A 14,409-nucleotide genomic window follows, 5' to 3' on the forward strand; every position below is an offset into this window, starting at 1 on the left:
TAGCCATCTACTTCCGGATCCCCTCTCCGTCGCCCCGCTCGCCAGTACGTCCCGCGGCCCCGTTCTATTTATTGACGAGTTGTGGGACCACAAACGCGTACCGGAAATTCTCCAGGCTATTGCGGAGAGCTTGACCAGGCCCGGTATCCGAGGTCACCTGCGGCCATGTCCGACCGAACGGCTTGGTCCCGGTGGCCTCCAGGACTACGCATGCCTGACCGCAGCGTTTAGCCCGATGGGAAGCCGGTGGCTGAAACCGGCACCGGCCGGACGCGACCGGCGGGTGGGAGACCTCCAATGGCGGATCGAAAAGCCTGCCCTCGACAGGATCCTTGGGCATGCCCTGGAGTGGTGCTCCGTGGAAAGAGGGACGGACTACTTTGGCATGGGCATGCACCGCTTCAGGTGCCGTCCGGACGAACGCCGGGAACTGTTCTCAGCGGCCTACAACGCGCGCGGAGAAGCAAGCATCATCAGTTTCAACGGGCTCCACAAGGTCCGTAAGGTCGACTTCTCGCTGGAAGGCTACGTGCTGTATCAGCAACGGGACATCTCGCTCTCGCGGCAGAGATGTGTTCAGGACATGACGCAGGTCCTCGTCGAACTCGCTGATGACCTCCAGTATGGGCTGGTCAAAGGGGGCAACTGGATGAGCGGAACTTTTGGACCGTTGCTTGACACCAATTGGCCCGAATTTGAGGGACCGCACGCTCTGATGCGTCAGGCACATCCGGTTCTTGACCGGTACGTGCCCGACGCCTACGGCGTGCAGGTGCTGGGACCGCTCCACGATCGGGACCTGTTCCCGCCGGAATGGCACCTCTCGCCGGCCGGTGCGGACAGGGTCCTTGCCATTCACCCGGACGTCGACGCGTGGTTTGCACAAGATCGCCCCGACGCCCAACTCGTCGAATCCGGCCGGGAAAGACTCAACGGCATCCTTTTCACCCAGGCCCTGGGGATGGAACTCAACCGTGAGACCTTCCCCTAGAGCTACCCGTCGTGATCAGCCGGCCAGTCCATCAACCGCACGCTTCAGCTTCTCCGGGCTGAGGGACCACCCGGGTATTGTCTTCGCATGAGCGAATCGTTCCGCCAGCTGCTGCGTGCCCTGCCCGATTTCCCCGAGCACCTCCCGGACTTTGACCCGGCTAAAGCCCCCGCGGACCCGGCCGAACTTTTCCGGCTCTGGCTTTCCGAAGCCCTGGCCGCCGGGGTTCCGCAGCCGAACGCCTGCAGCGTGGCCACCGCCGACGGGACCGGCAGACCGTCGTCCCGGATGCTGATCCTCAAGGACATCGACGCCGACGGCTGGCACTTCGCCACCTCCCGGGAATCCCGCAAGGGCCTTGAGCTCGCGGCCAATCCGCACGCGGCGCTGAACTTCTTCTGGCAGCCGCAGGGCCGCCAGGTCCGGGTGGCCGGGGACGTCGTGGAACTCTCCGCTGAGGCCTCGGCCGCGGACTGGCGGGCACGCCCGGGTGCGGACGGCAGCGAGAATCCGGACTGGCAGCTCTACGCCGTCCGTCCGCGGGAGATTGAATTCTGGCAGGCGCGGCACGACCGCCGGCACATCCGGCACCGCTACCCGGCCCGCTGACCGGGTGTCGCTCAGTTAATCGGCGTTAATCCGGTGGCTCCGTTAGGATGGGCGCCATGACCGCAATCACACCAGAGAAGCTTCGTGACGAACTGCACCGGGCCGCCGATGCCGTGGCCGGGATTACCGCCACGTTCTCGGAAGAGGACATCAAGGCGCCGTCTGAACTGCCGGGCTGGACCCGCGGGCACGTGCTGGCGCACATCTGCGGGATCGCCAGCGCCATGGCCCGCCAGCTCGAATACGCCGCCCGCGGCGAGAGCATCGAGCTCTACGACGGCGGCTTCGAGGGCCGCACCCGGGCCATCGAGATGGCGGCCGGCCACAGCCTCGCCGAGCACCGGTCCGACCTCGAAGCGTCGCTGGAACGGGCACTGACAGCCTTCGACGCCCTTGACGAGTCCGGCTGGAGCAAGCCCATCAGCTACCGCGGGGGAGTCGTGTTCGACGGCGGCCTGGCACTCTGGCGCGAACTCGTCATCCATGCCACCGACCTGGGGACCGGCCGCGGACCGGAAACCTGGAGCCGGCCCTTCTGCGAACACCTCTTCGATTTTCTCTCCGCCCGGGTGCCGGACGGTCAGCGCTTCGTGCTGCAGCCGCTGGGCCTGCCCGACCAGGGGATCGGCACCGGCGGACACTCCACAGTCATCAGCGGCATGATTACCGACATCGCCGCGTGGCTCGCCGGCCGCACCCCTACGCTGGGCAGCCTGCGTGCCACGGCCGCGGCCGACGGCGTGGATCTCCCGGAACTGCTGCCCTGGCCCGCCGGGGTGCCCGTCAACAACTAAGGGACCTATGGCCGCGTGGCGGCAAGGGCGAGTTCGCGCTCCCGGTCCAGCAGGCTGCCCTTGACGGCCAGCCCCCAGCGGAAGCCGCCCAGCGTCCCGTCGGTGCGGACTACCCTGTGGCAGGGAACAAAAAGGGCGGCCGCGTTGAACGCGCAGGCACTGGCGGCCGCGCGGACGGCCTTGGCGTTGCCGGACAGTTCCGCATACTCCGTGTAGGTCACCGGGCGCCCCGGCGCGACCGTGCGCAGCACGTCCCAGGCATGGCTGCGGAACGGGCCGGACTTCTGCAGCACAGGCACGTCCATAGCCGGTTCCGGATCGCCGGCGTAGAACGCCTCCACCGCCTCGGAAATGGAGCCCAGCCCGGTAACGGCCTCAAATTCGGCAGGCAGCAGGTCCGCGTGGATCTGCCCGGTCAGCTCACCGGGAACGGCCGTCCAGCCCGAGGACAGCACGGCGCCGTCGCGGGCAATGATCGTGAAGGGACCGTCCGGGGTGGACATGGTCAACAACTGGGCTTTCATGGTTTCGCTTTCTTCGGAGTCTGTTGTGGTAACTGTGGTGCCGTATGTGTTGATGTCGTCATTGACGACTGTGTTGACGTCTTCGTTGATGTCTTCGACGGCTTGCGCGCCGCCGCCTGGGCAGCCGCCGCCGCGCGCCACAGGTGCATCGTGGCGTAGGAGCGCCAGGGGCTGACTTCACGGAAATCCGGGGTCAGGGCGGCGCCATCCGGGGTCTGGACCAGCGAGCGGATCCCGTTGCGGACCGCGGCGTCGTTGGCCAGGAACACGTCCGGGGCACCGATGACGCGCATCGCCACGTAGCCCACAGTCCACGGCCCGACGCCGGCCAACGGCAGGAGCTTGGCCTCCAGGCCACGCACATCATCTCCATAGCCGAAGTCCAGGTCTCCCGAGGCCATCGCCGCGGCGGCGTCCCGGACGGAATCAATCCGCCGCTGCGGGCCGCGGAGCAGTTCGAAGCCGGTCTCCGCGATCTGGGCAGGGGTGGGGAACAGCCGGTGGAGGCCGTCGGCGGGTACCAGGCTCTCGCTCCCGGTCGCGGAGAGCTGGACCAGGGCGGTCCGTGCGGCGGCTACCGTGATCTGCTGGCCGATCATGGCCCGGATCAGCAGTTCCTGCGGGTCAACGGCACCGGGCATGCGGATGCCCGGTGTGCGGGTCACTGTGTCCGTCAGACGGGGGTCGGCGGCAAGGGCGGCGTCGATGGCGACGGGGTCGGCGTCGAGGTCCAGCAACCGCCGGACCCTGCTCAGCAGCGAGGCCAAGTCCCGGAGGTCCACGGCACCGATGGTCAGCACCAGCGGACGCCCGGCGGCACCGGCGTTGTAATCCACCCGGAAACGGGCGTCACCGTGGGGCAGCCGCAGCGTCCGGGCGTAGGAACTGGCCGTACCCTCCTCGATCCCGGGGATGGCGCGGACGGCGAGGAAGTCGAATACGCCGGGATCGAACGGCTCCCGGTAAGGGAGGTTGAGCGTGAGCGCCGTGGTGGCCGCCGGGGCGCGATGGTGCCGGGCCGTGGCCCGGAGCGCGGAGGGTGTCATTGCAAAGACTTCGCCGATCGTCTCGTTGAACTGGCGCACGCTGCTGAATCCGGCGGCGAAGGCGATGTCCGAGACTTTCATTCCGGTGGAGACCAGCAGGGTGCGGGCGGTCTGGGCGCGGCTGGCCCGCGCCAGCGACAGCGGGCCCGCGCCGAGCTCGTGGCTGAGAATCCGGTTGAGCTGGCGCGAGGAATAGCCCAGCCTGGATGCGAGCCCCTCGACGCCGTCGCGGTTGATCACACCGTCGTTGATGAGCCGCATCGCGCGCCCGGCGATGTCCGAGCGCAGGTTCCAGGCCGGCGTCCCAGGCACGGCCTCCGGCAGGCAGCGCTTACAGGCCCGGTAGCCGGCGTCGTGCGCGGCCGCGGACGTTTCATAGAAGGTGACGTTGTCCGCTTTGGGTGTCCGTGCCGGGCACGAGGGCCGGCAGTAGATCCCGGTAGTCCGGACGGCGGTATAGAACTGCCCGTCGAAACGGGTGTCCCGGGCGTCGATTGCCCGGTAGCGCTGCCAGAAGTCCATGACCCCATCCTGCCAGCTTCCCCGATCACCTGCTAGCGGAATTCGGACAGGGCCGTGGAGGCGCACGGCGGGCGTTTGTTAAAGTCTGAGCATGACTTCCAACCCCCTTCCCGCAGGGGCCGGCATCGGGGCCGGCACGGAAACCGGCGCAGGGCCGGGCATGGCCGGCCCGCTCCGGGAACTGCTCTCGGCCGATGCCCGGCGCGTGGCGCCGCTGCTCCTCGGCGCAGTGTTGACGCACGACGCGGCCGATGGCTCCGTCTCGGTACGGATCACGGAAGTGGAGGCCTACCTCGGCCCGCACGATTCACTGCACCCTGACCCCGGCTCCCACACCTTCCGCGGACAGACGGCCCGCAACGCGCCGATGTTCGGCCCGGCCGGCCACCTGTACGTGTATTTCACGTACGGGATGCACTACTGCGCCAACATCGTGTGCGGTCCCGAGGGCGTGGCATCCGCGGTGCTGCTCCGGGCCGGCGAGGTGATCGGGGGACGGGAACTGGCCAAGGCCAGGCGCCCTGCGTCGAAATCGGACAAAGACTTGGCCAGCGGGCCTGCCCGGCTTGCAACAGCGCTGGGGCTGACCACCTCGGACAGCGGCCGGGATGCCCTCGCAGCGCCGTTCCGCCTGGAACTGTCAGCGATCCGGACGGATGCGTCCGCCGCGGACATCAGTTCAGGTCCGCGCGTCGGCGTTTCCGGCGCCGGCGGCAGCCACGACTACCCGTGGAGGTTTTGGCTCAGCGGCGACCCGACCGTCTCCCGCTACAAGGCGGCCAGGGCGCCAAATGCCCGCCGTGCCTAACGTGACCTAAGACCTAAGGCTCAGGCCCTGGCAGCACAGGCCAAATGGGTCGAGCCGGGTGTCAGTCCTTCTTCAGTTTCTCGGCGAGCATCACGATGATTCCGCTGGGGCCGCGGAGATACGTGAGTTTGTAGACGTCTTCGTAGGTCGCCACGCCGCGCAGCGGACGGCATCCGTGCTTCGCAGCTATCTCAAGGGCTTCGTCGATGTCGTCAACAGAGAAAGCCACGCGGTGCATGCCGATCTCGTTGGGACGGGTTGGGCTCGACTCGATCGCCTCGGGGTGGAGATATTCGAAGAGCTCGAGCCGGCCATGACCGTCCGGGGTCTGGAGCATCGCAATGTTGGCGTGGTTGCCATCAAGTCCGACGGCGGTGTCGGTCCACTCACCGCTGACCGTGTCACGGCCGAGGACCGTGAGCCCGAGGTCGGTGAAAAAGGCGATTGCTGCTTCGAGGTCGCGAACGGCGATACCGACGTTCTCAAGTTTGATGGCCATGCGTCGAAGCTACCAAGGCGGACCGATTAGCTCCAGAGCCGTGCCTGGATTCGACTGAACAAGCTCCGGGGCCATTGAGGGCTGCGCCGTGTCACGCAGCCCTTGTTCTTAACCGGCTCGGGTAGATTCATGCGAGGCGCACGCAGGGCGCTGAAACAGGGGGAATCCATGGGGGTAAAAAGAGTGCAGCGTCGAAGCCTGAAGGCGGCTGCCGCCGTGGGGGCGGTTCTTTTCCTGGGGGCGGCACCGGCCGTCGCCGCCTCTGCGGAGGTTCTCGACGTCGGCGGGACGCCCGTCGGCGTGGTGGCTGGTGCTGACGGCACCGCGTACGTGGGCAACTACAACGGGCCCGGCGGGATCCTGGTGATACCGCCGGGAGCGTCCCGTCCCTCCCGCACCATCAGCACGGGCAACAATGTCGCCGGGATCGGTCTGGGCCCGGACGGCACGTTGTATGCAGCCGAGCAGGACAGCGGCACGGGCGAGGATGTGGTGGGCGTAATTCCGGCCGGTGCGGCGGGTGTGGCCCGGAGCATTCCGGTCCGGAGCGGGAACCATCTGATTGCCGTTGGACCCGACGGGACGGTCTTCGTTCCGAACCCTATTGAGGGCACCGTGTCGGTCATCGCACCCAATGGATCGGCGGTGGACCGCACCGTCACGGTCGGGGCAGGCCCGGTGGAAGTCGCGGTCACGAAGGACGGCACCGCGTTCGTGACGAACCAGTACGGCGGGACGGTCTCGGTGATCCCGGCCGGGGCAAACACCGTCTCGCGGACCATCCAGGTCAGCGCCACGCCCGGGAGGACGGAGAACCCCCACGGCATCGCCGCCGGCCCGGACGGGACGATCTATGTCACCAACATCAGTTCCAATGATGTCGCTGTCATCAAACCGGGCGCCGCCACCGTGGCCTACCGCATCGACGTTCCGGGCGGCCCAACGGAGGCCACCGTCGGGCCGGACGGGACCCTCTACGTCGCCAGTGCCCTAAGTCCGGCCCTGTCCGTAATACCGCCGGGGGCCACAGCGGCGGGCCCCTCCATCCCCACGGAGAGCAACCCCGGCCACCTCGCGGTAGCCCCGGACGGGACCATCATCGTGACGACCCCGGGCAGCGGCGCCAACAACGGCTCCGTGTCCCGTTACGCCCCGGCCGCCGAAGCGGCGGCATCCTCCCCAGGGTCGACGTCCGGCAGTCCCCAGCTCCAAGAGTCGCAAGCGTCCGCAGCGGCCCGGACCGGTGACACAGCCGCGGCCACCTGGATTTCTCCTGCCGGCATCGCCGGCGTGGCCGGGGCAGCAGCTCTCGCCGTCGCCGTCGTCATTGTCGCGACGGGGCGCCGCAGGAAGGTAACCCATCGACGTTCCACTTCCTAGGAAGTGGAGCGGTCCTGGGACGTCGGCAGCACTCAGTCCCCGTCGTGGCTGCCGCGTCTTCGGCCGGCAACGATCTCGGCGCAGATGACAGCCATGGGCTGCGTGGATGTGCGGGCTAAGCGGAGGAGCTTTCGGAAGGAGGAATCCGGGCTCAGCCCGTCGCGTTCCATGAGTATTCCCTGGGCGCGGTTGATGCTGTCCCTGCTGGTGAGCGCCGCAGTGAAAGCTTTGCTGAGACGGCGGGGCGTTTCGGACGTTTGAATGTTGTCGAGCAGCAGGGCTGCGGGAGCGGCAAGCTTGTCGAGGGCCAATGCGGATGTTGCATCATACGTTCCGGGCTGTGCTGAGTAGATTGTGATCGTTCCGAGACAGCACGTCCCGGCCATCAGCGGCACGCTGATCACCGACCGTATGGGCTGGCTGGCCATCGCCCGAGTCCACAGAGGCCAACGGCTATCAGTGCCGACGTCGTGGATCAGGACTGCCCGTTTCGTTTCCCGCGCCGTGGAGCAGGGCCCTTGTTCGAGTTGATATTGGGCCTCATCGGCCACGAGCACGAGCGGGTCGGTGGCGCCGGCGCTGCTCCCGCGGCCCTGTTCGTCGAAAAGCGAAACACTGGCGCCGATGCTTCCGGGGAACGACTCATGGACGCCCGCGGTGAACAGTCGCAGTGCCCGGTCTACTTTCTCGGCGGTGAGGAGTAGCCCCTTGATGCGGGCCAGGACGACCATGAGTTCATTTAGTGGGATTTTATGCGGCACGGGCGACCTTCGGCGCTGAGGACAATACAGTCCTTCATGGGCGCCTCCTGCCAGGCCGGGACCGGTGCATGCATCACCTTGTCCAAATCCAGCATATCCGTCCGTCGTCAACAGAAAATGCGCCCGGTCCGGGCGCGTAACCCGCGGCCGGCCCGACCGGGCACCAAGAGTTGCTGAAAACACGCCAATTACCGTTGCGACTCACGGCGCTGGGGGATGATGAAGCATTATGGGCGAGGGAAAACGCGGAAAGCCACGCAGCGAGCTGGAACGGCTGCAGATTTTTGCGCAGCTGGCCACCGAGTACTTCCGCATGGTTGAGCTGTTCGCGCCGGTGCCCGGACCTGTCCCGGTGGACTCCGTCGAGGCGGAACGCAGGCACTGGATCGAACTCTTCCGGGCCGTCCTGTTGCGCAAGTTCATCGTTCCCGATGAACACGTTTCGCTCAAACTCGTGGTGCGGGCCCTGCGCATGTGCAACTACTCGGCGGATCCGCGGCTGGCCGAAGGCACGGAAGCAGCGGCCGCGTTGTTCACCAACGAGATGATCCGGGGCCGCCCGGCGCTGCTGGCCGGATTCGCTGCGGAAGATGACCCCGACCTGTTCGAGGACGTCCTCTATGGCCGGCTCCTGCATGGCGACGCGGACAGGTTCCACCGCTCCGGGTGGGCTGAAGACTACGCCCGGCAGAGCGCCGTGGCGGCCGACCGGCTGGAAGCTGAGCTGGCGCTCAGAAAGGCGCTGGACGCCGTGTCCTACGGGCTCGCGCATGAACTCCTGCGGTCCCCGAAACCGGATAGTGACGCCGTGCCTCCCGGTGACGGGCCCGACCCCGTGCCTCCCGGTGACGGGCTTCCCTTTGAGGAGATCTAGGGATTAGGCGGCGACGGTACGTAGCGCGCAGCCTGCTCCGAATGGGGCGAGGCGGCGCCGGAGGTCCTCGCGCACTTGCGGCCACTCGTTCGAGAGGATCGAGAAGACGGCGGTGTCCGCGCGGCCCCCGTCGGGAGCCGCGCGATGCCCGCGGAGGACTCCTTCGAATCGTGCTCCCAGCCGTTCAATTGCCATTGCGCTCCGGGTATTGCGGGCGTCGCAGCGGAATGCTACGCGATGGACCCCCAGGACCTCATAGGCGTAGGCAAGGAGCAGGTGCTTGCTGGCTGGGTTGACGTGGCTGCCCCAGAACTGCCGCCCGTAGAACGTCCCGCCGATTTCCAGCCGATGCTGGGCCGGGACATACTCCCGGAGGGACGTCGTGCCCAGGAGGGCTCCGGTGCGCCCGTCCGTCACGGCGAAAGGCCTGGTGCCCGGTTCGTCCAGCCTGGACTGGAACAGCGCGGCCAGTTCGCCGCTAGTCCCGGGCAGCGGTGCCGCCATGCCTGCCCACATGCCGGGATCCACAAAATCAAAGAGGCCGGCCGCGTGATCCAGAGTGAGCGGGACCAGCCGGACTCCGTGGCCGGAGAGCACGATTTCGTGTCGCATTGGAGCATTCAATCACCGCCAGAGTGGACGTGACGGACCGATTGATCGCCGCTGAGGTGAACATTTGATGGCCGTCAGGTGCCCGGGCCGCAGCAGGCCGGGAGAACGCCGTGCCGCCCGCGGGCGGCACCCCCGCGGCTGTACCCAGCCGGCAGCCCGTGAGACGTCCGGCTACCAGCCAGTAAGGTGGATGGGTGAATCAAAGCGAGCCAAACCAGACTAATTCGGCGCAACCGGTGGATCAGCTGATCAGCAGCCTGTGCGCCACCATCCCGGACTATCCCAAACCCGGAATCAGCTTCAAGGACCTGACGCCGGTGTTCGCCGACGGGGCCGCCCTGGCGGCCGTGGTCAACGCCCTCGTCGAACCGTTCAAGGGCCAGTTCGACGCCGTCGCCGGGGTGGAAGCCCGTGGCTTTCTGCTGGCGGCCGCTGCTGCGTACGCCACCGGCACCGGCGTCATCACGGTCCGGAAGGCCGGCAAGCTGCCGCGCGCCGTCGTCTCCGAGGACTACGCCCTGGAATACGGCACCGCCACCCTCGAACTGCACACGACCGACCTTGCCCCCGGGAGCCGCGTGCTGATCCTCGACGACGTCCTCGCCACCGGCGGCACGCTCGGCGCCGCGGCACGGCTGTTCGAGCGCTGCGGCATTGACGTGGCCGGCGTCGGCGTGGTCATGGAACTGGACGATCTCGGCGGCCGGGCGGCCCTGGCCAGCCACAACGTTCGCTCCCTCTTGCGACTGTAATTGCGTCGCAGACAGGCGCTGCGGGCTGGACCATTGGGGCCGTGTCGGTAGAATTCCCAGACGAAGACTGCCTTGGCATTGTTCCGCAGACACATAACCGCCACGTCTGCCGGAATGGCTGTAGAATGGTGGGTCTGTCTTTTTCGATAGGGGAACGTTCGATGCACGACGCTGATTTGGCCCATGAACGCGACTACGTGGCCGGACTTTACGCCCGGCTGGATGAGTTGCGGGCAGAGAAGCGCGCCCAGCTGGCCCAGGTGAGGCGTGCCGGTGCGGTGGGCACCATGCAGAACGTCTCTGAGCGTGATGCCTTCGCGGCCCTGTATGAGGACCGCCTTGCCCAGCTCGACGCCGTCGATGACCGCCTCGTGTTTGGCCGCCTGGATCTGGATTCCGGCGAGGCCCAGTACATCGGCCGCATCGGCCTGACCACCGAGGACCTGCAGCGCCTCATGGTGGACTGGCGGGCGCCCGAGGCCGGCCACTTCTACCAGGCCACGGCGTTTGACCGGCAGGGCGTCCGCCGCCGCCGTCATCTGATCCTGCAGGGCCGCGACGTCAAGGCGATCGAGGACGACGTGCTCGACGCCGACATGCTCGCGGACAACGAATCGCTCCAAGGCGAAGGTGCGCTGCTGGCTGCCCTGAACTCCAAGCGGACGGGCCGGATGTCCGACATTGTCGGGACCATCCAGTCCGAGCAGGACAGGATCATCCGTTCCTCCATCTCCGGTGCACTCGTGGTCCAGGGCGGACCGGGCACCGGCAAGACCGCCGTCGCGCTGCACCGTGCGGCGTATCTGCTGTACACGCACCGGGACAGGCTCAAGAGCGCCGGCGTGCTGCTGGTGGGCCCGACGTCGTCCTTCATGAAGTACATCGAACGCGTGCTGCCCTCGCTCGGCGAGACCGGGGTCGTGATGGCCAGCCTGGGCCGGCTCATGCCGGGCATCACCGCCGTCGCCGAACCCGATTCCGCCGTCGCGGCCATTAAGGGCCGTCTGGACATGGCCGAGGTGGTGGCGAACGCCGTCGCCAACCGGCAGCGCATCCCGGCTGGAAACCGGGTCCTGGAGGTCGACGGCCGCAAGCTGGTCCTGACGCCGCGGCAGGTCCGCCGCGCCAAGGAACGGGCGCGGGCAACGGGCAAACCGCACAACGAGGCGCGCGTGTCCTTCGTCAAGATCCTGCTCCGGGAACTGACGGAGCAGATGACGGAACTGGTGGAAGCAGGCAACATCGGCAACAACGCCGACCGCTCCTACCTGGCGGAGGACGTCCGCTCCGCCCGGGATGTCCGGATCGCGTTGAACCTGTGCTGGATGCCGATGACCCCGGAAAAGCTCGTGGGGGAGCTGCTGAGCAAACCGGCCATCCTCGAGGCGTGCACGCCGAACCTCAGCCCGGAGGAACGCGCCTTGCTGCTCCGTCCTGCCGGTTCGCCCTGGACCGAGTCGGACGTCCCGCTGCTCGACGAAGCTGCCGAGCTCCTCGGCGAGCTTGATGCCGCCGCCGGACGCGGACTGGCGCAGCAGGAACAGGACCGTGCCCGGGACCTCGCCAACGCCAAGCAGACCCTGGTCAACATGGAAACCGCCGGCGTGGACGTTCTCGTCTCGGCCGAAGAACTCGTGGACCAGAACCAGGAGCGCGAGACGCGGCTGACGGCTGCCGAGCGCGCCACCACGGACCGCAGCTGGGCCTTCGGGCACATTGTGGTGGACGAGGCGCAGGAGTTGTCCCCCATGCAGTGGCGGCTGCTGGTCCGCCGTTGCCCGCTGAAATCCTTCACGATCGTCGGCGACATCGCCCAGACGAGCTCCGTCGCCGGAGCCAACTCCTGGCACAGCGCACTGGGCCCCATGTTCGGGGACCGCTGGCAGCTGGAGGAACTGACCGTCAACTACCGCACTCCGTCACAGATCGCCGAGGCGGCAGCACGGATGGCCAACGCGGCCGGACTTGTGGTGTCGGCGCCCAAGGCGGTCCGGGAGGGGCGCTGGTCGCCGGTCATCGACCGTGTCGGCACGGGCCAGATCGTCAACAAGCTCGTCGAAGTGCTGCCGGAGGAACTGGATGCCATTGAGGGCGGCCTGCTGGCGGTTATTGCCGACGGCGAGCTCCTGCCCGAGGCCAGCGCGGCACTGCGGGCCGTGTACGGCCACCGCGTCGGTACCGGGGCGGGCAGCTACGCGCAGGACATTGTGGTGATCAGCCCCCGGGAGGCAAAGGGACTGGAGTTCGACGGCGTCGTGGTCCTGGAACCGACGGCCATGCTCAACCACGAGCACGGCCGCGTGGGCGACCTGTACGTGGCCATGACGAGGCCCACGCAACGCCTGCGGCTCATCGCCGCCGCCGGGGTCCCGGCCGGCATCGAGGAGTAGGGGCCGCTTCGTCACCTGCGATGCACTTCTGTTGATCCTGCTACCTTAGATTCCGTGTCCCAGCTAAATATTCTCGATGCCCAGCAGAACGATCCCAGCTTCGCCAACGTCTGGCAGGAGCTGAAATGGCGCGGCCTTGTCCACGTCTCCACGGATGAGGCGGAGCTCGAAAAGCTCCTCGCCGGAGAGCCCGTGACGTATTACTGCGGCTTCGATCCCACCGCGCCGAGCCTGCACCTGGGGAACCTGGTCCAGCTTCTGCTCATGCGCCGGATCCAGCTGGCCGGCCACAAGCCGCTCGGGCTGGTGGGTGGTTCCACGGGTTTGATCGGTGATCCGCGCCCGACGGCCGAACGCACCCTCAACACCAAGGACACCGTGTCGGAATGGGTCGGTTACCTGCAGGCCCAGGTCCGCCGCTTCCTGAGCTTCGAGGGTGACAACGCCGCCCGCATGGTCAACAATCTCGACTGGACGGCGCCCCTGAGCGCGATCGATTTCCTGCGAGACATCGGCAAGCACTACCGGGTCGGCACCATGCTCCGCAAGGATGCCGTCGCCTCCCGTCTGGGTTCCGACGAAGGCATCAGCTACACCGAGTTCAGCTACCAGATCCTGCAGGGCATGGACTACCTCCAGTTGTTCCGCGATTACGGCTGCATGCTGCAGACCGGGGGTTCGGACCAGTGGGGCAACCTCACCAGCGGCACCGAACTGATCCGGAAGGTCGAAGGCAAACACGTTCATGCCCTGGGGACGCCGCTCATCACGAACTCCGACGGCACCAAGTTCGGCAAGAGCGAGGGCAACGCGGTCTGGCTGGATCCGGCAATGTGCAGCCCGTACGCCTTCTACCAGTTCTGGCTCAATACGGCGGACGCCGACGTCGCGTCCCGCCTTAAGGTGTTCACGTTCCTCAGCCGTGCGGAGATTGAAGCACTGGAACTGTCCGTTGCAGAACGGCCGTTCGCCCGCGAAGGCCAGCGGAGGCTGGCCTACGAGGTGACCTCCCTGGTCCACGGCGTGGACGCCACCGAAAAGGTCATCGCGGCATCGGCGGCTGTGTTCGGCGGCGGCGATCTCACCGTGCTGGATGAAGCAACGCTGAAAGCAGCGACGTCCGAGCTGCCCTCCGCAACCGTCGACGCCGGCGCCCTGGGCATCATCGAACTGCTCGTGGCCTCCGGCCTGGCCGAGAGCAAGTCCGCAGCACGCCGGACGGTAGGGGAGGGCGGAGCCTACGTCAACAACACGAAAGTGTCCGACCCCGACGCCGTTATTGCTGCCAGCCAGTTGCTGCATGGGCGCTACCTGCTCCTGCGGCGGGGTAAGAAGAGCCTCGCCACGGTGGAAGTCGCAGGCGTCTGATCCACAGCTAGACAATGCACGCTCCTTCCCGGCCGATTTGCAAGGCAGGGGAGGAGCGTGTATCGTTTTCTGAGTCGCCGCCGCTGAGCGGTGACAAACCCCCACTAATCAGAAGCAATTCTTCATGCGCTAGGCGCAGATAATGAAATTGCTTCAATTTTGCTGGGCGGATTCGCTCCACGGAGAGAAATTCGGATGAACATCCTGAATTTGCAAAGTGGAAATGAATGAAATAAGCTGTAAACATCGCAGCGAAGAAAAGCGAAATAAAGAATTCATGGAAATGAATTGTTTCGTGAAATATTCGAATGTGTCTGTTGTTTGAGAACTCAATAGTGTGCCAAGTTTGTTGATACCAATTTATTGTATTGAATTGGTTGAATGTGCCGGGCCCGCCACCCCGTGGTGTGGTCTGGTGTTTTTAGCTGGTTTCAAATTTTGTGCAGCCGTTTTCTCCCGTTTTCCCGGGGGTGGCGGTT

The 14,409-nt window shown here is 66.5% G+C and carries 14 protein-coding genes; 9 read left to right on the forward strand and 5 right to left on the reverse strand.

From position 1 onward, the window contains the following. The first annotated feature begins 235 nt into the window (after nt 1-235). The 3 genes from C8D78_RS12275 to C8D78_RS12285 all read left to right on the forward strand — a co-directional run bounded on the left by C8D78_RS12275 (nt 236) and on the right by C8D78_RS12285 (nt 2,394). Complete coding sequence (locus tag C8D78_RS12275; RefSeq protein ID WP_120954035.1) at nt 236-991, forward strand: hypothetical protein; 756 nt, start codon at nt 236-238, stop codon at nt 989-991. A gap of 87 nt (nt 992-1,078) precedes the next feature. Then, nucleotides 1,079-1,600: a pyridoxine/pyridoxamine 5'-phosphate oxidase gene (locus tag C8D78_RS12280; RefSeq protein WP_120954037.1), complete on the forward strand. Its 522-nt coding sequence runs from the start codon at nt 1,079-1,081 to the stop codon at nt 1,598-1,600. A gap of 56 nt (nt 1,601-1,656) precedes the next feature. Further along, nucleotides 1,657-2,394 carry a maleylpyruvate isomerase family mycothiol-dependent enzyme gene (locus C8D78_RS12285; protein WP_120954039.1) on the forward strand — a complete coding sequence of 246 codons (738 nt, stop codon included), beginning with the start codon at nt 1,657-1,659 and terminating at the stop codon, nt 2,392-2,394. A 5-nt stretch (nt 2,395-2,399) separates the two neighbouring features. On the opposite strand, the gene C8D78_RS12290 is transcribed toward C8D78_RS12285, so the two are convergent. Further along, the gene (locus C8D78_RS12290; protein ID WP_120954041.1) at nt 2,400-2,918 is read right to left on the reverse strand and encodes a methylated-DNA--[protein]-cysteine S-methyltransferase; all 519 of its coding nucleotides are present in this window, start codon (nt 2,916-2,918) and stop codon (nt 2,400-2,402) included. Continuing rightward, a complete protein-coding gene (locus C8D78_RS12295) occupies nt 2,915-4,486 on the reverse strand; it encodes an AlkA N-terminal domain-containing protein (RefSeq protein ID WP_120954043.1) in 1,572 nt (523 codons plus the stop codon). The genes C8D78_RS12290 and C8D78_RS12295 overlap by 4 nt, the downstream gene beginning before the upstream one ends. Nucleotides 4,487-4,646: 160 nt before the next feature. Here C8D78_RS12295 and C8D78_RS12300 point away from each other — a divergent pair, with 160 nt between their 5' ends. Then, the gene (locus tag C8D78_RS12300; RefSeq protein ID WP_244208384.1) at nt 4,647-5,294 is read left to right on the forward strand and encodes a DNA-3-methyladenine glycosylase; all 648 of its coding nucleotides are present in this window, start codon (nt 4,647-4,649) and stop codon (nt 5,292-5,294) included. A gap of 61 nt (nt 5,295-5,355) precedes the next feature. Here the strand turns inward: C8D78_RS12300 and C8D78_RS12305 are convergent, their stop codons facing one another. Further along, a complete protein-coding gene (locus tag C8D78_RS12305; protein WP_120954047.1) occupies nt 5,356-5,793 on the reverse strand; it encodes a VOC family protein in 438 nt (145 codons plus the stop codon). A gap of 168 nt (nt 5,794-5,961) precedes the next feature. On the opposite strand from C8D78_RS12305, the gene C8D78_RS12310 reads away from it, so the two are divergent. Next, nucleotides 5,962-7,173 (forward strand): Vgb family protein, encoded by a 1,212-nt coding sequence (locus tag C8D78_RS12310; protein ID WP_147429588.1) that lies wholly within the window; start codon nt 5,962-5,964, stop codon nt 7,171-7,173. 32 nt (nt 7,174-7,205) lie between these two features. Here C8D78_RS12310 and C8D78_RS12315 read toward each other — a convergent pair whose 3' ends face one another. Beyond that, nucleotides 7,206-7,934 (reverse strand): GAF and ANTAR domain-containing protein, encoded by a 729-nt coding sequence (locus tag C8D78_RS12315; protein ID WP_120954051.1) that lies wholly within the window; start codon nt 7,932-7,934, stop codon nt 7,206-7,208. 229 nt (nt 7,935-8,163) lie between these two features. Between C8D78_RS12315 and C8D78_RS12320 the strand changes: the two genes are divergently transcribed. Next, the gene (locus tag C8D78_RS12320; protein WP_120954053.1) at nt 8,164-8,808 is read left to right on the forward strand and encodes a hypothetical protein; all 645 of its coding nucleotides are present in this window, start codon (nt 8,164-8,166) and stop codon (nt 8,806-8,808) included. A 3-nt stretch (nt 8,809-8,811) separates the two neighbouring features. On the opposite strand, the gene C8D78_RS12325 is transcribed toward C8D78_RS12320, so the two are convergent. Then, a complete protein-coding gene (locus C8D78_RS12325; RefSeq protein ID WP_120954055.1) occupies nt 8,812-9,420 on the reverse strand; it encodes a GNAT family N-acetyltransferase in 609 nt (202 codons plus the stop codon). Between the two features lie 194 nt (nt 9,421-9,614). Between C8D78_RS12325 and C8D78_RS12330 the strand changes: the two genes are divergently transcribed. From C8D78_RS12330 to tyrS, 3 genes are all read left to right on the forward strand, one after another. Next, a complete protein-coding gene (locus tag C8D78_RS12330) occupies nt 9,615-10,172 on the forward strand; it encodes an adenine phosphoribosyltransferase (RefSeq protein WP_120954057.1) in 558 nt (185 codons plus the stop codon). Nucleotides 10,173-10,333: 161 nt separating this feature from the next. Beyond that, the gene (locus tag C8D78_RS12335) at nt 10,334-12,562 is read left to right on the forward strand and encodes a HelD family protein (protein WP_120954059.1); all 2,229 of its coding nucleotides are present in this window, start codon (nt 10,334-10,336) and stop codon (nt 12,560-12,562) included. 54 nt (nt 12,563-12,616) lie between these two features. Continuing rightward, nucleotides 12,617-13,930 (forward strand): tyrosine--tRNA ligase, encoded by a 1,314-nt coding sequence (gene tyrS, locus C8D78_RS12340; RefSeq protein WP_120954061.1) that lies wholly within the window; start codon nt 12,617-12,619, stop codon nt 13,928-13,930. Nucleotides 13,931-14,409: the final 479 nt, after the last annotated feature.

Origin of the sequence: Arthrobacter oryzae, from assembly GCF_003634095.1 — a bacterium.
GTDB lineage: Bacteria > Actinomycetota > Actinomycetes > Actinomycetales > Micrococcaceae > Arthrobacter > Arthrobacter oryzae.